Here is a 25339-nt window from a genome sequence, read left to right on the forward strand (position 1 = left end):
GAGACACATGGCATCCTCCACCACATCCGCAGTCACCGACCTTTCCGCAGCGCTCGTCACGACGCCCGTGCCGCTCACCGACTGGCTGATCATTCTTCCCATCGCGCTCTGTATTGGCGCAGGCGCGGTGCTGATGATGATGCGCCACGCTATCCGCCACCACGCGACCGTCGCCATCGCGGCGCTGTTCCTGCTGGTGCTGCTCAATGCCGCGCTTTTGTGGAAGGTTGCCACTCATGGCCCCTTCACCATGGTCATGGGCCGCTGGCTGCCGCCCTTCGGCATTGCCTTTACCGCCGACCTGACGGGCGCGCTGCTGTCGCTTGCCGCCGCCATCGTCGCACTTGCGGGCGCCATCCATGCCGGCGCGGATATCGACGCCAGCGGCAGGCGCTACGGTTTTTATCCCTTCCTGATGCTCTTGATGGCCGGTGTCACCGGCGCGTTCCTGACCGGCGACATCTTCAACCTCTATGTCTGGTTCGAGGTGCTGCTGATCTCGTCCTTCGGCCTGATCGTGCTCGGCTCGACGCGCGAGCAGATCGACGGCGCGCTGAAATACGCCATTCTGAACCTCATCGGCACGACGCTGTTCCTGATAACGGTCGGTTATCTCTACGCCATCTTCGGCACGCTCAACATGGCGGATATCGCCCAGAAGGCGACCGGGCTGCGCGGCTCGGCACCGCTGATGACGCTTGCGAGCCTGTTCGCGCTCGCCTTCGCCATGAAGGCCGCCGCCTTCCCGGTAAATTTCTGGCTGCCCGCTTCCTATCACACGCCGCGCATTGTCGTTTCCGCCCTGTTCGGCGGCTTGCTCACCAAGGTCGGCATCTATTCGCTGCTGCGCGTCATGGTCATGCTGTTTCCGGTCGAGCGGGAAGAACTCAGCATCGTCATCGCCATTTCGGCGGCGTTGACCATGGTGCTCGGGGCCATGGGCGCGCTCGCCCAGAACGATATCCGCCGCATGCTCGGCTATATCGTCATATCGGGTATCGGCTACATGATGGCCGGCATCGCCATCGGCACGCCGTCGGGTGTCACCGGCGCCATTTTTTACGCGCTGCATTCGATGGTGCTGATGACGGCGCTTTATCTTGCCGCCGGCCATGCGGCCCGCCTGGGCGGCGGTTTCAGCCTCACCTCGCTTAGAGGCCTTTACCAGCAGGCTCCGTGGTTTTCGGCACTGGCGCTGGCGCTGTTTTTCGCCGGTTCCGGTCTGCCGCCCTTTTCCGGCTTCTGGCCGAAGGCGGTGCTGGTCAAGTCGGCGATCGATATCGGCGCCTGGTGGCTGGCCGGCGCCATCCTCGCCTCCGGCTTCATCGCCACCATCGCTTTCGGGCGGATATTCCTTTTGTGTTTCTGGCGTCCCGTTGCGGCATCCACCGGTCAGCCTTCCGTGCCGCAGGCATCGCCCTCGGCAGCGCCGTCTTTCGCGCCGCTGGTGGGGCTGACGTTGCTGGTGGTATTTTTCGGTCTGTTTCCGGAAAGCCTGCTCAATCTCAGCCAGCAGGCGGCCGCAGGCCTCGCTAATCCGCAGACCTATATCCAGTCGGTCTTTACCGAAGGGGGCAAACCATGAGCCTCTATCTCGTACAATTGCTTTTCGTTGCCGTATGGCTCGCCGTGACGGGCAGCTTCACGCTCGCGAACATCATTTTCGCCCTTGTCGTTTCGACGCTGGCGCTCGGCATCATCCGCCACCAGCTTCCGGGCGGGCGTAACCACTGGCTCAGGCTTGTCCGCGTGCTGTCGCTGGTGCTGCTGTTCTTCAAGGAGCTGGCGCTTTCCGCATGGAAGGTCGCCGTGCTGGTGACGCGGCCGAAGCTCGACGTGCAGCCCGGCATTTTTGCCTATCCGCTGACGGTGACGACCGATTTCGAGATCACGCTGCTCGCCAATCTCATCACGCTCACGCCAGGCACGCTGTCGGTCGATGTTTCGGCGGACAGGAAAACGCTTTACGTGCACGCGATCGATTGCAGCGATATCGAAGCCACGAAAACCGACATCCGCAACGGCTTTGAAAGAAAGATCATGGAGGCGTTTCAGATATGACGCCGGAACAAATAGTTTCATTTGCAACTATACTTGCATCGGTTGTTCTGTCGGCCGCCTTTTTGCTGACAGTATATCGCGTCGTCGTCGGCCCCACCTTGCCGGACCGTATCGTTGCGCTCGACATGCTGGTGGGCATCGCCATCGGCTTCATCGCGGTCATCGCCATCCGCACCGGCTTCAATCTTTACGTCGATATTGCGATTGCGCTCGGGCTTGTCGGTTTTCTGGCAACGGTTGCCTTCGCTCGCTTCGTGCTGTCGCGCGGCCCAGACGGCCGGCGCCGGCCAGCGGCGGTTCTCGATGGCGAAAGGGCATCCGAAGCCATTGAAAAAAATATGGAAAAAGGTGTCGCCAACAGAAAAGGAAAGGGTAGGCGATGATGGCTTGGATCGTGGCTATTCTCGTTGCGGCGCTGTTGGTCTCAGGCGCCATTTTCTCGCTGATCGCGGCAATCGGCCTCAATCGGCTGCCGGATGTCTATACCCGCATGCATGCGGCTTCCAAGGCGGGAACGGTGGGGTCCGGCCTTCTGCTTCTGGCTGTCGGCATTCATTCCATGGAAATATCGACGCTGGCGCGGGCGCTCGCCGGTTTTTTCTTCTTTGTCCTTACCGCGCCGGTCTCGGCACATCTTCTTGCCATGGCCGCTCACAAGGCAGGTTATCCGCTTGCCGTTAAATCGGTAGTTGATGACATCAAGAAAATTTGAAGTTGAAAATCCCCCCAATAATTGGGGGTATTCATTTTCAATTGCTACTTGGCATAGTATTTTATTACCCGTAATTTTTTGTATTCCGATTAGACTGTTTTGAACTGAAAAATTCACAATAGGAATTTGACTTTTGCTGTTTTGCTGTTATCCAAATTAAGTGTAAAGTTGCTAATCGCGATTTGCATCTAGCCTCTTCATAGTCGGCATAGGCATTTTATTAATGTCTAATCTATGGCCCATCGGACCATTGCTGCCCATGTCGCGGGCCATAAGTTGAATCTCGGACCAATTCGTTTCCGGTTTTCGCTCGAAATCTAGGGGTAGGTTTCATGTTGGTTTCAACAAGGCGAAGGTGGGGCACCGGGTAACTTCACATCGCTCGATGCGGCGTTCGCCCGCGTCAGGGGATTAATAAACAGGAGATACTTAAATGACGGAAACTGCATACGGTAACGCCCAGGATCTGCTGGTCGAACTGACTGCGGATATTGTGGCTGCCTATGTTAGCAACCACGTCGTTCCGGTAACTGAGCTTCCCGGCCTTATTTCGGATGTTCACACGGCACTCAGCGGAACATCGGCACCGGCATCGGTGGCGGTCAATGTCGAAAAGCAGAAGCCTGCCGTCTCCGTCCGCAAGTCGGTTCAGGATGACCACATCGTCTGTTTGGAATGTGGGGGCTCTTTCAAGTCGCTCAAGCGGCATCTCACGACGCATCACAGCATGACGCCGGAAGAATATCGCGAAAAATGGGACCTGCCGGTCGACTATCCGATGGTTGCGCCCGCCTATGCCGAAGCCCGCTCGCGGCTCGCCAAGGAAATGGGTCTCGGTCAGCGCCGCAAGGCCAGCCGTTGATTTTAAAGACGGTCCGGCTGCTGTCCTGACAGATAGCCGGAAGTCGCAAGGCAATACGGCCGGTCTTTTGACCGGCCGATTTCGTTTCTGGGGTTCGAAGACCTCACCGCCGTCCTGCCGGCCCATATCCCGCATCCAGCTTTGGCGCGCCTGCGCCGTGAGAGGGGTCTTTCGCGATCGAGAACTGCATCGCACCAGACCCGGGAACCGGTTCTCGACCGACTTTTTATGTCGCTCAAAATTTCGATTGAGGAAAAAAATCCTTTATTGCGCACATCAATTCTGCAAAAATAAAGCCGTATCAATCGCATAATCCCCCATGCCAAATTTGCGCTTCCCCATGCTTGCTCTCGGGTGTATGAATTAATTCCTATTCGTAGAGGAGTTGCATATGCCGTCGGATACTGTGTTTCTGCCTGCCGCCGCGCGGCCTTGTGCGCGGGTCGGTGATCGTCCCTTTCGTCATTGGCCGTCTGCGGCCGGGCGGGATGAGATTTCCCGTCTTTGCCGTCTGGTACGGCAGCTCACCGGCGAGATGGTGCAATTGACGGGCGACCGAACGCTGGTTCGCCGCGACAGCCGGCGCACGGAATGCCACATCCGCCAGATCGCCATGTATGTTTGCCATGTGCAGCTCGGCATTCCCATGTCGGATATCGGGCCGTGTTTCGGCCGGGACAGGACGACGGTTGGCCATGCCTGCCAGGTGGTGGAGGACCGGCGTGACGAACCGGCATTCGATGAGTTCGTCGCCGCGCTGGAGCGGCTCACCGGCAGTATCTTCAACGCGATGAAAGGCGCCCGGGATGAGTGAGGAAAAAAGCACCCCCGTTGCCTCCCCTAACCCTCATCTCCTGCGCCTGCTGCGTTGCATCGCCGCGGGCGCGGCGGAGATGTCGCAGGAGGGCGGCGATATCGTCCTGCGCCGGGCGCGGGCAGGCCACACGGCGCTGCGGTTTCCGGCCGCGACGGTGCGGTTTGCCATTTCCTCCGGGCTGGTCGAGCAGCGGGAAAACACCCTTTCCGCCGCACCGCCGCTCGCCTCCTGCCTGAAACGCGCAATGGCAAAAGACCGGGACGAGGTCTTTCAGGAACAGCACCGGCATATGCAGACGGTTATTGTGGATGTTGGCGATGCGAAGCAGCAGGCCCGGCGCAATCTCAACACCTCTCCCCTGACCAGCCTTGCAAGGCTGAAGGAACGGGACGGTGCGGCGTTTTTCCCGGCGGATGCTCTGGAGGCGGGCGAGCGCCTCGCCGCCGATTTTCATCGCGGCCATCTCAACCCGAAGGTAACGGCGACATGGGAGCCGAGAATAGCGAACCGGACAAAAGGGGAGGCGGGAGGCGCGCTCGATCTCACCGAGGCGGCAATGGCCGCAAGAACGCGGTTTTCCCGCGCGGCCGATGCGATGGGGCCTGAACTGTCGGGCGTCGCCATCGATATCTGCTGCTTCGAAAAGGGGCTGGAGACGGTGGAGCGCGAAAGGCAATGGCCGGCGCGGTCAGCAAAACTGCTGTTGCGCGCCGCACTGCTGGCGCTTGCCCGCCATTATGCGCCGCCTGCGGCCCACGCCGGCAGGAAGGAACACCATTGGGGCGATGCAGATTATCGCCCGCCGATGACGAGGTGAAGGTCAGGCGGCCAGCAGCCGGGCTTCCTCGCGGATGCGCTTGATCATGGAGCGCAGGCCGTTGGCGCGCTGCGAAGACAGATGCTCCACCAGCCCGATCCTGTCGAACACCTCGATGGCGTCGAGACCGGCGATTTCGGAGGCTCTCTTGCCGGAATAAACGGCGAGCACGATGGCGACGAGGCCGCGCACGATATGCGCATCCGAATCGCCTTCGAAGGTCAGGAGAGGGTCTTCCGCACCATCGCTATGGCTGACGAGCCAGACCTGGCTTGCGCAGCCATGCACCTTGTTCTCGGCCGTGCGCTTGTCTTCCGGCAGATCGGGAAGCGCCTTGCCGAGTTCGATGACATAACGATAACGATCCTCCCAGTCGTCGAGGAAGGCAAAGTCGTCAAGGATCGTTTCGAGAGAGGCCATTTGCGCGCCGTATCATCCATTATTGCAGGTCTTTGTTAGGATATAGGCGAAGTGCGGCCGGTTTTGAACCACGGGCCATGAAAAAGCCCACGGAAAACAGGTTTCCGTGGGCAAGTTTGGCAGGCAGTCGGCGGGCGGAAATCTCCGCTCGCAAAAAAGTGCGGCGCGGTGGCCGGCATGGATCAGGGCAACAGTATCAGGGAGCAGGGCGCTTCTGCGGCAGGGGAATGACGGTGCCGGTCTTCAGCATGTCGGCATCCTTCGGAAATTCGACGCTGACGACCGGGGCTTCGGCCACTTTTTCGGTCTCGGCCGCGAGTTCAGCGGCGGGGGCGGGCTTGTCACCGGAAGCAAGCTGCTTGTCCAGCAGCTCATAGGCCACCTTTGCGCCTTCCTTTGCCCGCTCACCGAGCGCGTGGAAGGTTTCGGCGCCCTTGACGCAGACATCGGGCTTTTCGATGCAGATGGCGCTGACATAACGATAGGCTTCACCGGCGGCCGAAACGGCGCTGGGAATATCGAAGGCCGAAGGTTCCTTGGCCGGATCGTTGCTGCTGCCGAAATAGGACAGCGCCACCAGCACCAGCGAAAACCAGAATGTTCCCTTGATCAGAAACCACATTGTCAGACTACCCTGCCAGACGATCTTTGTTTTCTAAAGCCCCGCCCGGTTTCGGGTCATCGGCCTTTGTCCCGTTTTTCGGGCTTGTGAAGAAGCTACACGCGACCGGCGAACAGCCGATTGCAAAAAGCGACGCAATTTAATTCAAATTGTATCTATTCTCCTCGCATCGGGACGCCTGCCATCAATTCATTCGCATTTTAACAGTCCATGTTAAGCATAATTGCGACAGAGGCCGCGCGTTCCGGGGCAACGCGATGGAAAGCTTTGCCAAAAAAGTTAACGCGATGGCAAAAATGAAGCGAAATCCGTCGCTTACCCGTCATTAACCATGATTGGCAAAGCTTCGAAGAAATGCCCCGTAATGGGACTGCGGGGCATTTGACGGGCCTTTGAGGCCATTCTTTTTATCCATTCCTTAAGCCGCCGCCTTCTATTGTCGGAGCCGTTAGAACCGCCTCAGGGATTCGGTGTTGGTATTGCGTAATATGAGAGAAAAAGCGGTCGCATGGGTCGACCGTGCCGCAGGCAGATGGCTTGCGCGCATGGAAGAGGACGCCGAAAGGCGCGCCGGAACCGTTGCGCGCCTGCGCCGGCTTATCGCCTTCAGCGTCGTCGGACTTCTGGTGGTACCAGCCCTCTTCAGCCTCGTTTTCAGCCCCGCCATCGCGCTGCCCATCGGCGCTGCCCTGGTGCTGGCGCTGTTTCTGGCCGCCGCAGCATTGCTGATTGCCTTTTCGCGTCCCGCGCGCGGTGCGTCCTCCTTTTCCGCCGCGTTTGGCGATAACGACCTGATAGCCGCTACGCAGGTGCCGGGCCTCGTGCTCATGATCGGTGATACCGGCTTCGTCGAATACGTCTCCGGCCGCGATCTTACGACCTTCCCGGCCGATCTGCAGGCCAGCAAGGACCATGCCCTCGTTGAATATGTCTATGTCTCCGACCGTATCGAGCTGATGCAGGCCTTCGACCTGCTGCGGCAGGGCGAGGACAGGGCAACCGCTGAACTCCGCTTCGAGACCGGTGCAAAGTCGCGTCAGGCGCAGTTCATGCATGCGCGTATCGAGATGACGGCAATCCGCAGCGCCAGCGGCCGGCTGCGCCGCATCGTCGCGCAGCTTTCCGATGTCACCGAGATGGAACGCCTGCGCCGCGATGTCGCCCGCAAGGCGGCCGAGGCGGAATCGGCCAATGATGCGAAATCGCGCTTTCTCGCTGCTGTCAGCCACGAATTGCGCACGCCGCTCAATGCCGTTCTCGGTTTTTCCGATATTCTGGCCGGCGAATATTTCGGCCGGCTGGAGAACGACCGCCAGCGGGAATATGTCGGCCTGATCCGCCAGTCCGGCGCCCATCTTCTCTCTGTCGTCAACACCATGCTCGATATGAGCAAGCTGGAAGCCGGCCGTTACGAGCTGATGATGGAAAGCTTCCCGATTGCCGAAACCATCTCGTCCTGCGAGGCCATGCTCGGCCTGCAGGCGAAGGAAAAAGGCCTGACTTTGACCAGCCGCATCCAGCGCGGTATCGGCGAAATCTCGGCCGATCAGCGCGCTATCCGGCAGGTTCTGATAAATCTTGCCGGCAACGCCATAAAATTCACCGATGCCGGTGGTGTGGTGTCGATCGACGCCGCGCGTGAGGGCGCGATGTTGAAGCTGACGGTGAGCGATACCGGCATCGGCATCGCTTCCGACAAGATCGAGCTCCTGGGCCAGCCTTTCATGCAGGTTCAGAATGAATATACCCGTCGCTATGAGGGCACGGGTCTGGGATTGTCCCTGGTCAAGGGGCTTGTGGCACTGCATGGCGGCACTTTCGCCATCGCCAGCAAGCCCGGCGAGGGAACGGTCGTAACGATCACCCTGCCTGCCGACGGTTCGGGCATGGCGGGTGGCGGCGAAAGCGCCGAAGCCGAAAGCATGGTGGAATTTCCGCCGCGCATCCGGCAGCTCGGCGATATGGCCGCAATGATGAAAAAGGATGGTGACGATGGCCCCGCGAAAGCGAAAATCGCCTAAGAAAACAACGGCCCAGATTGGCGCCGGGATTGTTTCCTTGGTGGTTTCGGCCATCGGGCGCGAAATCCTGCGCCATCCGAAACTGGTCGGCAGCTGCGGCGCCTTCGCGGTCGTCTTCGGTTTTGTCGCCGCCAATGCGCTCTGGTATCAGCCGGGCGTGCACCCGTCGCCTTTCCTGCGCACGCGCGATGCGGAAAACCCGAACGGCATCGCCGGTTATCGCCCGGCCGAGCCGCTCGGCACGCAGGGCAACGTCACTACCTTCCGCATAGAACGACCGGCGGAGACGCAAAACGCGCAGCAGCCGGCGGCCGAAACGCCGGCGCAACCCGTTGCCGAAAGCCAGAAGCCGCAGCAGATCGTCGCCGATATTCAGGCCGAACTGAAGAAGCGCGGGCTTTATGAAGGCGAGGCGGATGGCCGCATGGGCCCGCGCACCGCAGCCGCCATCATGTTCTTCGAAGAAACGCTCGGCATGGAACAGACCGGCGAGCCGACGACCCGCGTGCTGGCGGCGCTCAGGATAGACGGCGCGACGGTTGCCGCAATCCCCAGGGACCGGCCTGCCAACACCAGCGGCGGCGTCGAGATCGACCCCGTGGCTGCCGCCATCCGCAAGGCGGAAGCGCCGCGCCCTAAGGCCGAACCGGCCTCCCTCAACAGCGCTGCCAAACCGGCAAGCCGCGATTTGATCGCCAAGATCCAGCAGGGGCTGATCAATATCGCCTATGCCGACGTGAAGGTGGACGGCGTGGCCGGCCAACAGACCCGCAACGCCATCCGCGCCTTTGAGAAACACTATCGCCTGCCGGAAACCGGTGAGCCGAGCGAGGCCGTGTTGAAGAAGCTGAAGTCGATCGGGGCGCTTTAGATTTTGACAGCGGCAGAGGTGCGTGGGGCTTACCCCCCTCTGCCCTGCCGGGCATCTCCCCCTCAAGGGGGGAGATCGATCTGCGGCAAGCGCTCGCCCATCTCAACGTTTGAGAATGGAGCAGTGGAAGAGCCTCTTGCCGATCTCCCCCCTTGAGGGGGAGATGCCCGGCAGGGCAGAGGGGGGTAAAGCCCCGCGCACCTTCGTCCGCCTAAAATCAACATTGAGAAGCCCACCCCACCGTTTCCATTCGAAAGCACCCCCATGCGCCTCAAATCCGAAATGTTCGTCTCAGCCCTCATCCGCCGCGTTTTCGCCGCCGGCGGATTTGCCGCTGTCGAAAAGAAGGGGGCGGAGGAGGCGGGGGCGATTTTCATCCGTCAGCGCCTGCGCGATGGCCGAGAAAATCTCTATGGACCCGCGCCGCAGAGCTTTGCCGATGACGAGGAAGTCCGCGCCGAGCGCCGTTTCGAAACGCGCCTTGCCGGTGCGGATGGCGAGGAAAGCGCCGCTCTTCTTGAGAGGGAACGACGCTTCGACAGCGACCTGTGGGTGGTGGAGATCGAAACCGATGAGATCGGGACTCTGCTGACGCTGGTGGATCAGCCCAAGGCCTAGAATTGTCCGGCAATGGCCCGCTTCTTCAACCCGTGAAGGTGCAAGGCTAGCCGCGCTTACCCTTGCGTCCCGGTTCTCTGTGCAGGCGGTGCGCTGCGGTCCGGCCGTTCGCGGCCATGCGTATAGCTGTCGGCCCGCCGCCAGCTTTCCAGCCGCTCTTCGCATTCCACGATGTCGAGACGGTCGAGCAGGGCTTCGGCACGGCTCATATCGCCTTCGGCGGCGGAAAGATGCGGATAAAAGCATTGCAGCACGAAAGCCGCCTCGGAGAATTCCATGCCAAGGCCGGTCAGCGTCGTTGCCAGCTGCGCGCCTGATATATCGAGCATGATACGCTCCGACAGCCAGTAGCTCGACGACAGCGAATCCGCCAGCGCCACGGCGAATTGCCGGGCATTGCGCTCGCGGGCGAAACGCACCAGCAGCGCTTCCTGCACCTCGCTCAACCGGCGAAGGCCGAGAACGTCGCTTTCCGGGCGGTTGAGGTGATGCGCCATCTGCTTGATCCGCTGGCGCATTTCCTCTTCGAGTGCGGAAGCCGCGGCGATTTTGTCCGTCTTTTCTTCCGCTTTCGGCTCTTCAGGGCTTTCCGCCGCCTGCGGTTCGGCAGCCGGCGTCTCCCCATCCGGCCGCTTCAGATCTTCGGCGTGACGCAACCCGACAAGCGCATCGATGACGGTGGGGGAGAGGTCCTCGCGGCGCACGATGGCGCGCGCATGAGCCGCCCCTTGCGTGCGGGCAATGGTGATCAGCGTGTCGTCATCGAGGCATTTGGAGGAGATGAGGAAGGGCGCTGCAAGCGAAATCGGCTGGCAGGCGATGAAGAAGGCGACAGCCGAAGGCACGCTCGGATGCTGGGAGAGCGCGGCAATGGCCTCCCGCTTGGCTTCGTCGGTGGAGGCGTTGAAAAGCGGCATGAAAAGTTCGGCGAACTGCCGAAGGTCCGTTTTTGACGGATGGGAGACATTCTCGAAATTCGTCACGGTGGCCATCAGCACCACATCTTTCTTCCTCACGGCTCTTGGCCTCTCAAGTTCTCGAAACCGGTCGGTCAACGCACTACCCAACAAACGCAAACACAATATCGGCTCAAATTAGAGCAAATGCGTTGACGTCCTGTTAACTATGGGGGGTGGCAAGAGAGAATCCGCCTCTATCAACAAGGAAATTTTAAAACCTTGATGACGGACGAAAAGCCGTGGAACTTTACCGCATCGCCTTTGTTTTCAAGGGGTGCGGCTCCGGCCGGAATAAGTTGCGGTCCGGCAATTAAGGTTAACGGATCATTAACCTCTGTCTGTTTGTAATTTCATGGGCAGTATTAGGATTCCATGTTATTCTTATCGACGGAATAAATGCAAAAATGGCATGCGAAGCCTGAATCTGCGCACGATCCCCTTATAAGAATCGCTTTGGATTTTTGGATCGTGCGAAAACCAGTCTGTGGACTGGCCTATGCGCAATGTGATGGTGATGAAATTCCCGACGCAAGACGAGGCTTGCGCGGTTCCCATGGGCAACATTGACAATCATGTCCCGAAGAGGAGATGAGCATGGCAGAGATTATTCCAATCGGCGACGCCCGACGAAGCCTGCGCCCCGCCGGCGCGGTGGCAACGGTGATCGGCCCGGCGAAAGTCGTGCTGTTTACCGGCGTGCGCTATGAAAAACGCGATACCGAGCCGACCGGCAAAGTCGCGCGCAAGGGCAAATCCGCAGCGGAAACCGCCCTCAAATCCTGATTACAGAGAATAACCGACGTTATTTCCACGCCGTCGGCTGGCATTTCGCCTCGTTCAGGAACCGTTCCGCCTCTTCGCCGAAACTCGGCTGCGGCACCATGGTCCGCAACACCACATACCCTTCCGTCTGATCCGATTCCGCCAGAATGGCCTGCGAAAGCGCGGGTGGCTGCGCCTTGCGGATGGCGGCGATCTGCACCGCATCCGCCACCAGAATATCCATCACCCCGCCGGCGGATGTGCGGTCATTCATGCTGAACACCTCATTCGACGCCTTGTCGTAAACCGCGACCGACCAGAAGGGCACGGCCCCGATGGCGGTGAGCCTGACCGGCTTGTCCTCGATATCGAAGGTGCAGACCGCGACCCGCATGAAGGGATCGCCGCTGCCAAGCGTCTTTTTCTCCGTCGTCTCTTCGAGGAGATGAAACAGATGCGGCTTTCCTTCCGCCACCGCGCGCGTATAGGCGTCGCGATTGCTGAAATGCGGTATCGCCAGAAGAATGATGACATGCAGCACGGCTGCGCCGACGAGACCGGTGAGGATGGCGAGCAGGACCCTAAGCATTGCCACACCCCAGCTTGCGGATTTGCGGCATGGAAATATCGATCAGGCCGGAACTGCCCGCGACGGGCGTGTCGAACAGGGTCATGACCAGCCTGAAAGTCTGGCCCTGCGGCACCGAGAGCCAATTATAGGTCTGGGCGTCAGCGGCGATGGTGATGTCGATGCCGCCATCGGCGCTGCGCAAGAGCGTGCGGGAATTCAGCGCGAAGGGCCGCCCAGCATCCTCCGCCAGCACATTGCCCTGCTGGTCGGCGGTATAAATCGTCCAGAAACGCGCAGGCGGCACGGCGCCGGCCAGCCGGTATCGGCACTCGCCGCTCAGGCGTTGCCCATCGCTGTCGACGGAGGCGGTAAAAGCCAGCCCTTCCGCGGTTCCGTAAAGCAGCTTGCCGGCGTCGGCGCGGTGCGATTTGGCGTAAGGATCGGCCTCGATCGTCTGCGCTTCGGGAAACGCATCCCAGGAGCCGATGCGGATCGATCCAAAGCCGGATGTCGCCTCAAGGGCTGCCAGCGTCGCGGCAATACCGCCGCCAAAGGCGATCAGAAGGGCGATGCCGACAAGGAATGGAACTCGGAACACGCTGTTTTCCCGTTTATGAACAGGTCGAGGACTATCACTGATTCCCTGTTTGGAAAATGGCGCGGCTTGTTTACTCTCCGTGAAAATGATCACAACCGGGGATATTCCATCATGTCGCGACAATCCGCAATCGACCGTGCCGCCGCCTGTTTCGACGATGGCAGCTTCGAGCGGGATTTGACGCGACGCGTTTTGCGACGGACCGAAAGCCAGAATGAGGAGCAGGGCGAGGAGCTGACGCTTTATCTGGAACAGGAAATGTTGCCCGCTTTCGCCGCCATGGGTTTTGCCTGCACCATCCTGCGTGACCCGACGGCGGATTTGCCGTTTCTGATCGCCGAGCGTTTCGAAGGCGACACGCTGCCGACCGTGCTGGGATACGGCCACGGGGATGTGGTGCGCGGTCAGGACGAGGGCTGGGCCGAGGGGCTTTCGCCCTTTGTGATGTCTGAGCGCAATGGCAGGTGGTATGGGCGCGGCACCGCCGACAACAAGGGGCAGCATTCGGTCAATATGGCGGCGCTGAAAGCCGTGCTCGAGACACGCGGCAGGCTTGGTTTCAACGCCAAATATCTGATCGAGATGGGTGAGGAGAGGGGCTCCCCCGGCCTGAGGGAGATTTGCCGGAACCATGGCGAGCGGCTGAAAGCCGATCTTCTGATCGCCTCCGACGGCCCGCGCCTGAATGCGGAACGGCCGACGGTTTTTCTTGGCGCGCGCGGCGGCATTACCTTCGATCTGGTGATCGAGGCGCGTGAGGGCGGCCATCATTCCGGCAATTGGGGCGGGGCGCTTTCCAATCCCGGCGTGCAACTGGCCCATGCCGTCGCAAGTCTCGTCGGCCCGACCGGCCAGATCCGCGTGCCGGAACTGGTGCCGGAGGAATTGCCGAAAGCGGTGCGTGAGGCCCTTGCCGATTGTGAAATCGATGGCGGGCCGGACGGCCCGAAGATCGATCCGGACTGGGGCGAGCCCGGCCTTTCCACCGCCGAGCGGGTTTTCGGCTGGTGCGCGCTGGAAGTGCTGGCTTTCGAGACCGGCAATCCGCGTGCGCCGGTCAACGCCATTCCGCCACGGGCATGGGCGCGGCTGCAACTGCGCTTCGTCGTCGGTATCGATCCGCAAGCGGTTCTGCCCGCGGTGCGGCGTCACCTCGACCGGCAGGGTTTCGCCATGGTGGAAATCGCGCCTGCCGGCGACGAGATTTTCCGCGCCACCCGGCTCGATCCGCAGGATCCATGGGTGGATTTCACGCTGCGTTCCATTGCCCGCACAACGGGCAGAAAACCGGCGCTTCTGCCCAATCTCGGCGGTTCGCTGCCCAACGATATCTTTGCCGATATCCTCAAACTGCGCACCATCTGGGTGCCGCATTCCTATCCCGGCTGCTCGCAGCATGCGCCGAACGAACATTTGCCGAAGGAGATCGCCCGCGAGGCGCTTACCCTTATGGCCGGGCTCTATTGGGATATCGGAGAGGGGGATACGCCGCCGCTTTAGGCGCCCATGATGAGCTTGAAGGCGATGGCCCACATGGTGACGGCGATGACGCCTTCGAGGATGCGCCAGGCGGAGGGTTTTTCGAAGATCGGCCGCAGCCAGCGCGCGCCGTAACCCAGCGAAAAGAAGAACACCAGCGAGCCGGTGGCCGCGCCCGCCGCGAAGGTTTTTTCGAAGCCGGGAAACTGCGTGGAAATGGTGCCGAGCAGCACGACGGTATCCAGATAGACATGCGGATTGAGAAAGGTCAGCGCAAGGCAGATGGCCAGCGTCTGCCACAGGCTCGCCTCCTGCCGCTCCGCCACCGAAAGCGCCTCGGAGGAGCGCAGCGCCGAATGCAGGCTTTTGGCGCCATACCAGATGAGGAAGGCGGCCCCCGCATAACGCATGATGGGATCGAGCGCCGGCATGATGGCGCTGATCCGCTGAAAACCGAAAACCCCAACGGTAATCAACAGCGCATCGGCAATGGCGCAGGTGGCGCAGACGGCAAACACATGCGAACGCGCCAGCCCCTGCTTCAGAACGAAGGCATTCTGCGCGCCGATGGCGACGATGAGGCTGAGGCCCATCGTCAGGCCGGTGAAGAAGATCTGGATGTCCATGCGTTGCGGCCCCTGCCTCTGTCCATTGTGGAATGGCCGAAGGCGTTGCTTCCGGACCGAGTGCTTGGATATTTCCGCCAGATAGTTTAATCCAGTTAAATAAACTCAATCCGGATAAGCTGAGCTAATGCACCCTGACGCGATTCCACGGATGGATATCAAGAGCGCTTTCCTCACCTCCACCCTCATTCCTGTGCTTGTCACAGGAATCCAGCCGACGCGCGTCTGCGCGACGGGAGAGTCTTTTCAGCCCAAGGACTTGGGCTTGCTGGATTCCTGTGACAAGCACAGGAATGAGGGCAGGGAGGACCGCCGCCAATGGTCCGAGCCCTTGCATGTGCTATGTCAAAACCAGCCTTCAAAGCGGGTATCATAATGCTCGACTATCCCTCCATGCGCGCCGTGGCGCTCGTGGCCCAGACCGGCAGTTTCGAAAAGGCGGCGCAGGTGCTGTGCGTCACGCCGTCGGCCGTCTCCCAGCGCATCAAGCAACTGGAGGAGCGGCTGGGCGTGGTGCTGATCGTGCGCGGCAACCCCTGCGTGGCGACGGAAAAAGGCGAGTGGCTCTGCCGTCACATGGATCATGTCGGCATGCTGGAAAGCGAATTGTTTCGCCAGCTTCCGGCGCTGGCGGAAGCGGGCGCAGCACAGGAGCGCGTGACGCTCAACATCGCCACCAATGCCGACAGCCTCGGCACATGGTTTCTGGATGCGGTTTCGAAATTCACCGGCGGCAGCGATTATCTCGTCAATATCGCGGTGGACGATCAGGACCACACGGTTGAATGGTTGCGCGGCGGCAGGGTGCTTGCCGCCGTCACCGCCCATGCCAAGCCCGTACAGGGCTGCCGGGTCCTGGCCCTCGGTGTGCTGCGCTATCATGCCACCGCCAGCCCGGATTTCATGGCCCGCCATTTCGCCGGGGGCGTCACGCCCGCCGCCCTTGCCCGCGCGCCGGGGCTCACCTTCAACCAGAAGGACAGGCTGCAGGCGAGCTGGGTCAGGAAGGTGCTGGGCGAGGATATCGTCTATCCCACCCACTGGCTGCCCTCGACCGACGGTTTCGTGAAGGCGAGCCTTTCCGGCATGGGCTGGGGGCTCAATCCGGTGCAGCTTGTGGGGGATCACCTCAAGACGGGCAGGCTGGTGGAGGTCGTTCCCGGCACGCCGCTCGATATTCCGCTTTACTGGCAGGTCAACCGGCTCGCGGCGGAGCGGCTTGGGGTGTTGACGTCGCATGTGGTGGAGACGGCGAGGGGGGTGTTGTTGCGCTAAGTTGCAAACGGTGGCGACGGAGTGCTTGGCTTACCCCCCTCTGCCCTGCCGGGCATCTCCCCCTCAAGGGGGGAGATCGATCTGCGGCGAAGTTTAGCCCATCTCAAGGTTAGAGAATGAAGTGGCGGGAGGGCCACCAGCCGATCTCCCCCCTTGAGGGGGAGATGCCCGGCAGGGCAGAGGGGGGTAAGCCCCGAACTCCGAAAGCACCCTTTACGCGCCGCAACCTCACCGCCGCGCCGCATCCTCCGCGCCTTCCCGCAACGATGCATCCGCCACCTTCTGCGTCGTCACGCTGAGCGCCGAAGCGTCCTTCATCTTCTTGGCGATGGAGCGGATCACACGCGTTGCCTCGGCCGAGAGCGAACGCGGGCGGGTGAGCGCCGGCAAAGCGGGGGTGCTGGTGGCTGCGGCCGCCACTTCCGCAGAAGGTTGCGGACGCGCGCCTGTCGGCAGCGGGTTCTGTATGCCGGGAATGGGGCGCAGTTCCATGCCCTGATGGGCGTAGTCCATCAGCCGCTTGAAGGCCATGGCCGGAAGCGCGCCGCCGGTCATGTTGTTCATCGGCGTGAAATCGTCGTTCCCGAACCAGACGGCCGTGGTGTAATTGCCGGTGAAACCCACATACCAGGCATCGCGATAGGCCTGCGAGGTGCCGGTCTTGCCGCCTGAAACGATGCCGTTATCCAGCGCGCCACGCCGGGCCGTGCCCATGACCGGGATGGTCACCAGCATCTGGTTCATCTTCGAATTGGCGTCTTCGGAAAGCACCCGTTTGGCGGGCGCTTCGTTGTGGCTGAAATCGTAGAGAACATTGCCCTCGTAATCCAGCACCTGCTCGATGCCGTGGCGGCGCGACTGCATGCCGTCGGCCGGGAAAACGGCATAGGCGGTGGCCTGATCGAGCACCGTCACTTCCGATGTGCCGAGCGGAATGGTCTTGTCGCTGCGCAACGGCGTGGCGACACCCATGGCCTTGGCGGTATCGACGATGACCTGCGTGCCGAGCACGTCCTTGGCAAGACGCACGGGCACGGTGTTGTAGGATTTGGCGAGCGCCATCTGCAGCGTCACCTTGCCGGCATAGGAGCGTCCGTAATTCTGCGGCGACCAGCCGCGCCAGGTCACCGGCGCGTCGGAGATCAGCGTCTCCGGCTTCATGCCCTTTTCCATGGCGGCCGAGTAGGTATAGACCTTGAAGGAGGAGCCCGGCTGGCGCAGCGCCGCCGTGGCGCGGTTGAACTGGCTTTCGCCATAGTCGCGTCCGCCGACCATGGCGCGCACGCCGCCGCCGTTCTCGATCATCACCATCGCGCCCTGCTTGACGCGGTAACCTTCGCCAAATTCGCGCAGGCCCATTTCCATCGCCTGTTCGGCCGCCTGCTGCAGGCCGGTATCGATGGTGGTGCGCACGACCACGGTGTGGTCCTTGAACTTGCCCTCGGCGGCCAGCCGCTGCACTTCGTCGAAAGCCCAGTCGAGGAAATAATCCGGCGCCTTCACATCGGCGCGGTCGATGACGGTGGCCGGGTTGCGCCGCGCGCCGATGACCTGACCCTCGGTCATCAACCCGCTCTGCACCAGGTTGGAGAGCACGGTGTTGGCGCGGGCGCGGGCGGCCGGCAGGTTGACATGCGGCGCATATTTGGCCGGCGCCTTGAACAGGCCGGCCAGAATGGCGGATTCCGCCAATGTCACATCGGTCAGGTTCTTGCCGAAATAAAACTGCGCCGCCGCCGCCGCCCCGAAGGTGCCGCCGCCCATATAGGCGCGGTCGAGATAAAGGCTGAGGATTTCCTTCTTCGACATGTTGGTCTCGAGCCACAGCGCGAGGAAGGCTTCCTTGATCTTGCGCTCCAGCGAGCGCTCATTGGTAAGGAACAGGTTCTTGGCGAGCTGCTGCGTCAGCGTCGAGCCGCCCTGCACCACGCCGCCGGCGCGGGCGTTTTCGCTCATGGCGCGGGCAAGGCCGATGAAATCGATGCCGAAATGGTCGAAGAAGCGCCGGTCCTCGGTCGCCAGAACCGCCTTGATGAAATGATCCGGCATCTGGTCGATCGGAACGGAATCCTCATGAATGATGCCGCGATGGCCGATGGTGTTGCCGTAACGATCGAGGAAGGTGACGGCGAAATCGCCGCGATAGCGCCAGTCCTTCTTGGTTTCCTCGAAGGCGGGCATGGCGAGCGCCAGAAGCACGACGGACCCCGCCGTTCCGAAGGTCAGCGCGTCGCAGGTCAGGTTGACGAGGAGCTTCTTCCAGCCACGCACATGCAGCTTGCGCGAGGCGATGGTGACGTCTTCCCAGAAATCCACCAGCCTTGCCGCAGCCGTCCACAGGCCGGAGTCGATGAAGCTATCGATCCGGAGCAGGATGTGCCGTTTTTTACGGCCTTTTTTATCGTCTTTTTCTTCCTGCACCTGGCGATGTTTTCCTGTTCAACGCAACGCTGCCATCGATATGTCTGCCTGATATTCTACGCTTCAACCCATTCCCGACGCAAAACCGTGGCATGGTTATGTCGGAAGTGCTTGACGCGGCGGCCTTTCGCGGGCCAATGACCCCTCTGCCGCCTGCCAATATGCTAAAATATCGTACAAACCAGCCCTTGGCGATACGATATAAAGGATTAGGGACCGGTTAAACACTCCCGTCCAAGAGATCAAAATGAAACGGAAATGTTAACGATGAATGACGCGCCGTTCTGGAAAACCAAATCGCTGACCGAGATGACCGGCGAGGAATGGGAAAGCCTGTGCGACGGCTGCGGCCTGTGCTGTCTGAACAAGCTGGAGGACTGGGACACCGGCGAAGTGGTGTTCACCTCGGTTCGCTGTGTGCTGCTCGACGGCGAGAGCTGTCGATGCTCCGACTACGAAAACCGCCGCGCCACCGTGCCGGACTGTATCCAGCTGGACCTGAAGAAGGTGCATGAGATCGGCTGGCTGCCGCCCACCTGCGCCTATGCGCTGGTGCGTGACGGCAAGGATCTCTACTGGTGGCACTATCTCGTTTCCGGCGATACGGAAACGGTGCATCAGGCCGGCATTTCCGCCCGCGGCCGCACCGTCAGCGAGGCCGATGTGGATGTTGACGACTTCGAGGATTATGTGGTCGACTGGCCGCTGACAGTGGGTGAGACGGTCGGCGAGAAGGCGGGCGAAAAGGAACGGATGTGACGGAAAACGTCGATTTTCGTTTTGGTCCTATTCCTGCCCCATCGTTCCCTTAAGGCAGTGTCGCCCGAAAGCGTGTCACGGTTTCGGGGTACGACTTGTCTGAAATCAAAGACAGCTTCCGGCCATTCCGGCAAATGATCCGCAAAAGCGGACGAGGGACATCAAAACGCATGCGCTACCGGCTGCCCGCCATCGTTCTTTCATGCCTCGCCCTTCCGGGGCTCCTGCCGTTTTCCGCTGACGCCCAGCAACAGCCCCAGGCCTTCGAATGCACGTTGGTCACCTCCATCGAGACCGGCGCCATCATCAACCAGCAGGGCGCCTGCGACCAGCGCGTGGCTCCGGCCTCCACCTTCAAGGTGCCGCTGGCGCTGATCGGTTACGACGCCGGTATTCTTCAGGATGAAAAGACGCCCGCCTGGGACTGGAAACCCGGCACGGAGGCGCGCGCTTCCGACCGCAAGACGGTCGATCCCTCGATATGGGAGCAGGATTCGGTGCTGTGGTATTCGCGTGAAATCACCCGCCGCCTCGGCCCGGAAAAATTCGCCGCCTATGTGAAGCGCCTCGGTTACGGCAATGCCGATGTCTCCGGCGAGCCGGGCAAGAACAATGGCCTGACCCATTCCTGGCTCGGATCGTCGCTGACGGTTTCGCCGGTGGAACAGGTCGGCTTTCTCCGCCGCCTTCTGGCCGGCAATCTGCCGGTCTCGCGCGATGCGCAGGCCAAGACCAGGGCAATCGTGCCGGTCTTCGATGCGCCGGAAAGCTGGAGCGTGCATGGCAAGACCGGCACCGGCTACATGCGCGATGAAAAGGGCAATCCCGACCGCAACCGCCCCTTCGGCTGGTTCGTCGGCTGGGCGGAGCGCGAAGGCCAGCACATCGTCTTCGCAAGACTGCGCGTTTCCGACAAACCGTCCGACGAGCCGCTCGGCCCCGCCGTGCGCGATGCCTTCCTGCGCGATATTCCGCGGCTGGCCGTGCACCGGTAAGTGCGCAGCCGGCATGACCTTTGCCCGAAAAGGAAAAGCATATGCCGGACGCCTCTCGTGACGTCATCACGATCTACAATGAACACGGGGCCGATTTCGACAGGCAGCGTGGACGCTCCCTTGCCGAAAAACCCTGGCTCGACAGGTTCATCTCGCTTTTGCCGAAGGGCGCGTCCATTCTCGATATTGGCTGCGGTTCCGGTGAGCCGATCGCCGGCTACTTCATCGCCAGCGGTTATGACGTCACGGGCATCGATGCGTCCATGCCGTTGATCGAGCTTTGCCGGAAGAGATTTCCCGGGAACCTCTGGGCGGTTGCGGATATGCGAAAGCTGGCCCTCGGCCGCCGCTTCGACGGGTTGATCGCGTGGCACAGTTTTTTCCATCTGACGGTGGAGGACCAGCGCCGCATGTTCGGCATTTTCCACCAGCATGCCAATGACGGCGCGGCGTTGATGTTCACGGCCGGACCGGATCACGGGGAAGCGATCGGCACCTTTCAGGGCCGGCCGCTTTATCATGCGAGCCTCGCACGCGATGAATATGAAAGCCTGCTCGCCGCGCACGGTTTCCGGCTTCTCGATCATGTCGTCAACGATCCCGAATGCGGCGGCGCCACGGTTTATCTGGCGAGACGCGTAGCCCTCTGAACGCGCCTGGCAGGCCCCGCCCGGTATCGGGTCCACAGATCGTATGATCGCGGCAAACATCATATTTTGCAGCGGGGGGCTGCACTCACGATTGTGTGTTCAACAAAAAGTTTCCGCTTCCCTTGACCTTCCCATCATGGGAATCTCTACATAGGGTCTCGAAAGGGGATTTCCCATGAACGAGACAGTCAAACACGCCCATCGACATGAACCGGTTTCCATTCCCGTGGAAGGCATGACCTGCGCTTCCTGCGTGCGGCGGGTGGAAACGGCCGCGGCCAAGGTGCCGGGTGTCATGTCGAGTTCCGTGAACTTTGCCACGAAGAAGCTCACCGTCGAGCCGGCCGAAGGTTTTTCGGCCAAAACGCTTGGCGCCGCCATCAAGAAGGTCGGTTACGATATCGCGCCTGAGCGTCACGAATTTGCGGTGGAAGGCTTGCGGGGCGAGGCTGAGGCCGAGCGGCTGAAGGCCGTTCTGGAAGCGGTCGCCACCACAATCGCGGTCAAGGTCGATGCGGCCTCCGGCAAGGCCTCCGTGGAAACGATTGGCGGCCGGCGTGAACGGGATGCGCTTGTGGAAACGGCAAAGCTCGCCGGTTTTGCGCTGAAGACGCCGACACCGCACGACCATTCCGCCCATCAAGGTCACGGCCAGCACCACGGACATCATCAGGGCCACGGCCAGATGGCGGCGGGCGAGGCTGGCGGCCACGACCATATGCAGCACGCCGGCGAAGAGGGCGCGCTGAAACGCGACCTGACGATCGCCGCGATCCTGACCGCGCCGCTTTTCGTGCTGGAAATGGGCGGCCATCTTTATGAGCCGATGCATCACTGGCTGATGGGCATCATCGACACGCAGAACCTCTATTACATCTATTTCGCGCTGGCGACGGCGGTGATTTTCGGGCCGGGCCTGCGTTTCCTCAAGGCCGGTTTCCCGGCCCTGCTGCGCGGCGCGCCGGAAATGAACTCGCTGGTGGCGCTGGGCGTCACGGCGGCCTATCTCTATTCGGTGGTGGCGACCTTCGCGCCCGACCTGCTGCCGGAAGAGGCGCAGTTCGTCTATTATGAAGCGGCAACCGTCATCGTCACGCTGATCCTGACCGGCCGGCTTCTCGAGGCCCGCGCCAGCGGTCGCACGGGAGACGCCATCCGCAAGCTGATGAGCCTGCAGGCGAAGACCGCCCGGGTGGAGCGCGACGGTTCCACAATCGATATTGCCCCCGAAGACCTCGTGGCTGGCGATATCGTCGTCATCCGTCCCGGCGAAAGGCTGGCGGTGGATGGCGAAGTCGTCGAAGGCTCCTCCTATGTCGATGAATCGATGATATCGGGCGAACCGGTGCCGGTGGAAAAGACGGTCGGCGCAACGGTCGTCGGCGGCACCATCAACAAGACAGGCGCCTTCAAGTTCAAGGCGACCAAGGTGGGCGCGGATACCATGCTGTCGCAGATCATCCGCATGGTGGAGGAGGCGCAAGGCTCCAAACTGCCGATCCAGCTGCTGGTGGACCGCGTCACCGCGCTGTTCGTGCCCGTTGTCATCGCCATCGCGGTGCTGACCTTCATCGTCTGGGCGATCTTCGGTCCCGAGCCTGCCTATACTTTCGCACTGGTCAATGCCGTGGCGGTGCTCATCATTGCGTGCCCCTGCGCCATGGGTCTCGCCACGCCGACATCCATCATGGTCGGCACAGGCCGGGCGGCGGAGCTGGGCGTGCTGTTCCGCAAGGGACAGGCGCTGCAGGAGCTGCGCTCGGCTGAGATCGTCGTGGTCGACAAGACGGGCACCGTGACCAAGGGTCGTCCGGAACTGACCGATCTGGTGGTTGCGGAAGGGTTTGCCGACAACGAGGTGCTGGCGCTGGTCGCCGCCGTCGAGGGCCGTTCGGAACATCCGATTGCCGAAGCCATCGTCCGGGCTGCGGAAGAAAAGAATGTGGCGACCCCTGCAGGACTCGAACCTGCGACTGTCGAAAACTTCGAAAGTGTGACGGGCTACGGCATCGCCGCCACCGTCAATGGCCGTAAGGTCGAAGTCGGCGCGGATCGTTACATGGCCAAACTCGGCCATTCCGTGGATATCTTCGCTGAGGCCGCCGCAAGGCTGGGTGATGAGGGCAAGACGCCGCTTTATGCCGCCATCGACGGCAGGCTGGCGGCCGCGATTGCGGTTGCCGATCCGCTGAAGCCCTCGAGTGTCACCGCCATCAGGGCGCTGCAGGCGATGGGCATCGAAGTGGCGATGGTGACGGGCGACAATGAACGCACGGCCAATGCAATCGCCCGGCAGGTCGGCATTTCCCGCGTGGTGGCCGAAGTGCTGCCCGAAGGCAAGGTGAAGGCGATCCACGAGATGCGCGCAGGCGGCAAGGTGCTGGCCTTCGTGGGCGACGGCATCAACGATGCGCCGGCGCTGGCCGAGGCCGATATCGGTATCGCCGTCGGCACGGGAACGGATGTCGCCATCGAAAGCGCCGATGTGGTGCTGGTCGGCGGCGATCTTCTGGGCGCAGTCAACGCCATCGAGATGAGCCGGGCGACCATTCGCAACATTAAGGAAAACCTGTTCTGGGCCTTTGGTTATAATGCGGCGCTGATACCGGTCGCGGCAGGCGTGCTTTATCCCGCCTTCGGCATCACGCTGTCGCCGATGATCGGCGCGGGCGCCATGGCGCTGTCCAGCGTCTTCGTTCTTGCCAATGCGCTGCGGTTGAAACGGGCGAAGGTGGCCCATCGGGAGGTGACGTCATGAATATCGGCCAGGCATCGGAAGCATCGGGCGTTTCCGCCAAGATGATCCGTTATTACGAGCAGATCGGCCTCATCACGCCGGCCGCCCGCACCGGCAATAATTACCGGGTTTATGGCGAGCAGGACGTGCATAATCTGCGCTTCATCAAGCGGGCGCGTACGCTCGGTTTCTCGCTGGAAGAAACCGAGACGCTGCTGAAACTCTGGCAGGACAAGAGCCGCGAGAGTTCGGCGGTCAAGGAAATCGCGCTCGTCCACATCGCCGATCTCGAACAGAAGATCGCCGAGATGAAGAGCATGGTGAAAACGCTCTCCCATCTCGCCCATTGCTGCGGCGGCGACCACCGGCCCGATTGTCCCATTCTCGACGATCTCGCGGGCGCGGATAAGACCGACGCCAGACCCGCGCGAACCCACTGACCTTTAATGACAGCCGGTGCGAGAACATCGCGACCGGCGATAAGGAGAAAACCATGAGTGCAACCACCTTCCTCATTCCGGACATGACCTGCGGCCATTGCGAAAAGACGCTGCGCGGCGCTCTCACGGAGGCTCTTCCCGGCGCATCCGTCAGCATTGACCTCGATGCCCACAGGCTGACGGTTACGGGCGACGCCGCAACTGCGGAAGCGGCGATCCGCGAAGCCGGTTATTCGCCGGAACGGGCGGGTTGAGAGACGGCTTCCGTTTGCACAGGTCCCAAAATGTGCTACATATGTTGCACAAAATGGAGCGTAGACGGATGACCGTAACGACGAGAATAAGACGTCAGGGCGGTGCGGCGGTGATGACCATCCCGCCCGCTCTTTTGAAGATGCTGGGGCTGGAAATCGGTGAACAACTGACACTTGAGGTCGACAACGGCGCGCTGGTCGCCAGCCCGGTTCGGCAGGAAAAGAAGCGCTTCACGCTTGCAGAACTGCTGGAGGGTGCGGATGAAGTCGCCGCCCTCAATGCCAGCGCGCGGGAATGGGACGAAGCGCCGCCAGTTGGTAAAGAAGCCCTTTGATGGTCCGCAGCCAGGTTCCAAAACGTGGCGACGTTTATCTGGTCGACCTCAATCCTGTCATCGGCAGCGAAATCAGGGACGAGCATCGTTGTATCGTCATCACGCCCAGAGAAATCAACGCGGTTGGACTGTGCCTTGTCGTTCCCGTGACGACGGGTGGAGTATTCACACGCAGGGCAGGGCTTGCCGTGAACATATCGGGCCACAGGACAACGGGTGTCGCGCTATGCAATCAGGTGAGAAGCATGGACATTGTTGCCCGTGTCGCCCAGAAAAAAGCGAAATATATCGAAACCCTTGACGATGCGACGATCGACGAAATCGCCGGTCGTGTCATCAGCATGATCGATCCCGTCTGAGTCGGTTCAGGACGAAATCCCTAAACCTCGTCGAAAGCCCCGCCCTCCCGCGAAGGATTGCGGTCGATCACCCGTTCTTCGGCATCGTCGGGCAGGGCCTCGTCGCTTTCCTGATAGGGATCGTCCTCGCTCTCTGCCTCTTCTTCCTCGATTTCCTGCTCGATGGATTGCGGAATTTCTCCCCTGGCGGGAAGGGCCTCGATATCAAGATCGAGCAAGTCCTCGTCCATGGCGTCTTCGTTGCGGGGCAGGATTTTCTTGCGGTCCATGACGGTGTCCTTTCTGTCCGTTCATTTCA

29 protein-coding genes are annotated in these 25339 nt (G+C 61.2%); 21 read left to right on the plus strand and 8 right to left on the minus strand.

The genetic code is table 11. The features are described from left to right. Nucleotides 1-7: 7 nt before the first annotated feature. The 7 genes from FGF54_RS03075 (at nucleotide 8) to FGF54_RS03105 (ending at nucleotide 5269) form a co-directional block, all read left to right on the plus strand. The gene (locus FGF54_RS03075) at nucleotides 8-1585 is read left to right on the plus strand and encodes a Na+/H+ antiporter subunit D (RefSeq protein WP_065654221.1); all 1578 of its coding nucleotides are present in this window, start codon (nucleotides 8-10) and stop codon (nucleotides 1583-1585) included. Further along, on the plus strand, nucleotides 1582-2061 hold the full coding sequence (locus FGF54_RS03080; RefSeq protein WP_142778894.1) for a Na+/H+ antiporter subunit E: 480 nt from the start codon (nucleotides 1582-1584) through the stop codon (nucleotides 2059-2061). Before FGF54_RS03075 ends, FGF54_RS03080 begins: the two co-directional genes overlap by 4 nt. Then, nucleotides 2058-2444 carry a cation:proton antiporter gene (locus FGF54_RS03085; RefSeq protein ID WP_003522294.1) on the plus strand — a complete coding sequence of 129 codons (387 nt, stop codon included), beginning with the start codon at nucleotides 2058-2060 and terminating at the stop codon, nucleotides 2442-2444. Before FGF54_RS03080 ends, FGF54_RS03085 begins: the two co-directional genes overlap by 4 nt. Further along, nucleotides 2441-2773 (plus strand): monovalent cation/H(+) antiporter subunit G, encoded by a 333-nt coding sequence (gene mnhG, locus FGF54_RS03090; protein WP_003522295.1) that lies wholly within the window; start codon nucleotides 2441-2443, stop codon nucleotides 2771-2773. Before FGF54_RS03085 ends, mnhG begins: the two co-directional genes overlap by 4 nt. A gap of 433 nt (nucleotides 2774-3206) precedes the next feature. Continuing rightward, complete coding sequence (gene ros, locus FGF54_RS03095; RefSeq protein ID WP_003509257.1) at nucleotides 3207-3635, plus strand: MucR family transcriptional regulator Ros; 429 nt, start codon at nucleotides 3207-3209, stop codon at nucleotides 3633-3635. A 391-nt stretch (nucleotides 3636-4026) separates the two neighbouring features. Next, complete coding sequence (locus FGF54_RS03100) at nucleotides 4027-4449, plus strand: helix-turn-helix domain-containing protein (RefSeq protein WP_142778895.1); 423 nt, start codon at nucleotides 4027-4029, stop codon at nucleotides 4447-4449. Beyond that, nucleotides 4442-5269, plus strand: a complete 828-nt coding sequence (locus FGF54_RS03105) for a DUF6456 domain-containing protein (protein ID WP_080856103.1) — start codon at nucleotides 4442-4444, stop codon at nucleotides 5267-5269. The genes FGF54_RS03100 and FGF54_RS03105 overlap by 8 nt, the downstream gene beginning before the upstream one ends. Before the next feature lie 3 nt (nucleotides 5270-5272). On the opposite strand, the gene FGF54_RS03110 is transcribed toward FGF54_RS03105, so the two are convergent. Together FGF54_RS03110 and FGF54_RS03115 are read right to left on the minus strand one after the other, a co-directional pair. Beyond that, nucleotides 5273-5689, minus strand: coding sequence for a SufE family protein (locus FGF54_RS03110; protein WP_080817400.1), 417 nt, complete (start codon nucleotides 5687-5689; stop codon nucleotides 5273-5275). A 196-nt stretch (nucleotides 5690-5885) separates the two neighbouring features. Then, nucleotides 5886-6311 carry a DUF5330 domain-containing protein gene (locus tag FGF54_RS03115; protein WP_142778896.1) on the minus strand — a complete coding sequence of 142 codons (426 nt, stop codon included), beginning with the start codon at nucleotides 6309-6311 and terminating at the stop codon, nucleotides 5886-5888. Nucleotides 6312-6799: 488 nt separating this feature from the next. On the opposite strand from FGF54_RS03115, the gene FGF54_RS03120 reads away from it, so the two are divergent. The 3 genes from FGF54_RS03120 (at nucleotide 6800) to FGF54_RS03130 (ending at nucleotide 9821) form a co-directional block, all read left to right on the plus strand. Further along, complete coding sequence (locus FGF54_RS03120) at nucleotides 6800-8332, plus strand: HAMP domain-containing sensor histidine kinase (RefSeq protein WP_142780113.1); 1533 nt, start codon at nucleotides 6800-6802, stop codon at nucleotides 8330-8332. After that, nucleotides 8304-9203: a peptidoglycan-binding protein gene (locus FGF54_RS03125; RefSeq protein WP_168207990.1), complete on the plus strand. Its 900-nt coding sequence runs from the start codon at nucleotides 8304-8306 to the stop codon at nucleotides 9201-9203. The genes FGF54_RS03120 and FGF54_RS03125 overlap by 29 nt, the downstream gene beginning before the upstream one ends. A 264-nt stretch (nucleotides 9204-9467) precedes the next feature. After that, nucleotides 9468-9821 carry a DUF1491 family protein gene (locus FGF54_RS03130; protein WP_080817396.1) on the plus strand — a complete coding sequence of 118 codons (354 nt, stop codon included), beginning with the start codon at nucleotides 9468-9470 and terminating at the stop codon, nucleotides 9819-9821. Between the two features lie 56 nt (nucleotides 9822-9877). Here FGF54_RS03130 and FGF54_RS03135 read toward each other — a convergent pair whose 3' ends face one another. After that, a complete protein-coding gene (locus FGF54_RS03135; protein ID WP_246666972.1) occupies nucleotides 9878-10813 on the minus strand; it encodes a DUF2336 domain-containing protein in 936 nt (311 codons plus the stop codon). A 561-nt stretch (nucleotides 10814-11374) separates the two neighbouring features. Between FGF54_RS03135 and FGF54_RS03140 the strand changes: the two genes are divergently transcribed. Beyond that, nucleotides 11375-11563 (plus strand): hypothetical protein, encoded by a 189-nt coding sequence (locus FGF54_RS03140; protein WP_035261156.1) that lies wholly within the window; start codon nucleotides 11375-11377, stop codon nucleotides 11561-11563. A 19-nt stretch (nucleotides 11564-11582) separates the two neighbouring features. On the opposite strand, the gene FGF54_RS03145 is transcribed toward FGF54_RS03140, so the two are convergent. Together FGF54_RS03145 and FGF54_RS03150 are read right to left on the minus strand one after the other, a co-directional pair. Then, nucleotides 11583-12131 carry a DUF1254 domain-containing protein gene (locus FGF54_RS03145; protein WP_142778898.1) on the minus strand — a complete coding sequence of 183 codons (549 nt, stop codon included), beginning with the start codon at nucleotides 12129-12131 and terminating at the stop codon, nucleotides 11583-11585. Further along, nucleotides 12124-12711: a DUF1214 domain-containing protein gene (locus FGF54_RS03150; RefSeq protein WP_142778899.1), complete on the minus strand. Its 588-nt coding sequence runs from the start codon at nucleotides 12709-12711 to the stop codon at nucleotides 12124-12126. The genes FGF54_RS03145 and FGF54_RS03150 overlap by 8 nt, the downstream gene beginning before the upstream one ends. A 111-nt stretch (nucleotides 12712-12822) precedes the next feature. On the opposite strand from FGF54_RS03150, the gene FGF54_RS03155 reads away from it, so the two are divergent. After that, nucleotides 12823-14211, plus strand: a complete 1389-nt coding sequence (locus FGF54_RS03155; RefSeq protein WP_142778900.1) for a M20 family metallopeptidase — start codon at nucleotides 12823-12825, stop codon at nucleotides 14209-14211. Here FGF54_RS03155 and FGF54_RS03160 read toward each other — a convergent pair. Beyond that, nucleotides 14208-14816: a LysE/ArgO family amino acid transporter gene (locus FGF54_RS03160; protein ID WP_127758196.1), complete on the minus strand. Its 609-nt coding sequence runs from the start codon at nucleotides 14814-14816 to the stop codon at nucleotides 14208-14210. The two genes, FGF54_RS03155 and FGF54_RS03160, sit on opposite strands and share 4 nt — an antisense overlap. A gap of 375 nt (nucleotides 14817-15191) precedes the next feature. Here FGF54_RS03160 and FGF54_RS03165 point away from each other — a divergent pair, with 375 nt between their 5' ends. After that, nucleotides 15192-16091 (plus strand): LysR family transcriptional regulator ArgP, encoded by a 900-nt coding sequence (locus FGF54_RS03165; RefSeq protein WP_142778901.1) that lies wholly within the window; start codon nucleotides 15192-15194, stop codon nucleotides 16089-16091. Nucleotides 16092-16319: 228 nt separating this feature from the next. On the opposite strand, the gene FGF54_RS03175 is transcribed toward FGF54_RS03165, so the two are convergent. Further along, nucleotides 16320-18512, minus strand: coding sequence for a transglycosylase domain-containing protein (locus FGF54_RS03175; protein WP_065654209.1), 2193 nt, complete (start codon nucleotides 18510-18512; stop codon nucleotides 16320-16322). A gap of 267 nt (nucleotides 18513-18779) precedes the next feature. Between FGF54_RS03175 and FGF54_RS03180 the strand changes: the two genes are divergently transcribed. The 8 genes from FGF54_RS03180 to FGF54_RS03215 all read left to right on the plus strand — a co-directional run bounded on the left by FGF54_RS03180 (nucleotide 18780) and on the right by FGF54_RS03215 (nucleotide 25041). After that, entirely contained in the window at nucleotides 18780-19271 is a 492-nt protein-coding gene (locus FGF54_RS03180; RefSeq protein WP_142778903.1) for a YcgN family cysteine cluster protein, read from the plus strand. Nucleotides 19272-19441: 170 nt separating this feature from the next. Beyond that, complete coding sequence (blaOXA, locus tag FGF54_RS03185) at nucleotides 19442-20266, plus strand: class D beta-lactamase (protein ID WP_020811374.1); 825 nt, start codon at nucleotides 19442-19444, stop codon at nucleotides 20264-20266. A gap of 41 nt (nucleotides 20267-20307) precedes the next feature. After that, nucleotides 20308-20916 (plus strand): class I SAM-dependent methyltransferase, encoded by a 609-nt coding sequence (locus tag FGF54_RS03190; RefSeq protein ID WP_142778904.1) that lies wholly within the window; start codon nucleotides 20308-20310, stop codon nucleotides 20914-20916. A gap of 175 nt (nucleotides 20917-21091) precedes the next feature. Beyond that, nucleotides 21092-23674, plus strand: coding sequence for a heavy metal translocating P-type ATPase (locus FGF54_RS03195; protein WP_168207991.1), 2583 nt, complete (start codon nucleotides 21092-21094; stop codon nucleotides 23672-23674). Next, on the plus strand, nucleotides 23671-24093 hold the full coding sequence (gene cueR, locus FGF54_RS03200; RefSeq protein ID WP_142778905.1) for a Cu(I)-responsive transcriptional regulator: 423 nt from the start codon (nucleotides 23671-23673) through the stop codon (nucleotides 24091-24093). The genes FGF54_RS03195 and cueR overlap by 4 nt, the downstream gene beginning before the upstream one ends. A 53-nt stretch (nucleotides 24094-24146) precedes the next feature. After that, nucleotides 24147-24347 (plus strand): heavy-metal-associated domain-containing protein, encoded by a 201-nt coding sequence (locus tag FGF54_RS03205; RefSeq protein WP_080817386.1) that lies wholly within the window; start codon nucleotides 24147-24149, stop codon nucleotides 24345-24347. 68 nt (nucleotides 24348-24415) lie between these two features. Further along, nucleotides 24416-24682, plus strand: a complete 267-nt coding sequence (locus FGF54_RS03210) for an AbrB/MazE/SpoVT family DNA-binding domain-containing protein (RefSeq protein WP_059753836.1) — start codon at nucleotides 24416-24418, stop codon at nucleotides 24680-24682. Then, complete coding sequence (locus FGF54_RS03215) at nucleotides 24682-25041, plus strand: type II toxin-antitoxin system PemK/MazF family toxin (RefSeq protein ID WP_125144642.1); 360 nt, start codon at nucleotides 24682-24684, stop codon at nucleotides 25039-25041. The genes FGF54_RS03210 and FGF54_RS03215 overlap by 1 nt, the downstream gene beginning before the upstream one ends. 20 nt (nucleotides 25042-25061) lie before the next feature. Here FGF54_RS03215 and FGF54_RS03220 read toward each other — a convergent pair whose 3' ends face one another. Continuing rightward, nucleotides 25062-25310 (minus strand): hypothetical protein, encoded by a 249-nt coding sequence (locus tag FGF54_RS03220; protein WP_142778906.1) that lies wholly within the window; start codon nucleotides 25308-25310, stop codon nucleotides 25062-25064. Nucleotides 25311-25339 lie beyond the last annotated feature (29 nt).

This window comes from Agrobacterium sp. T29 (genome assembly GCF_006970545.1).
GTDB lineage: Bacteria > Pseudomonadota > Alphaproteobacteria > Rhizobiales > Rhizobiaceae > Agrobacterium > Agrobacterium leguminum.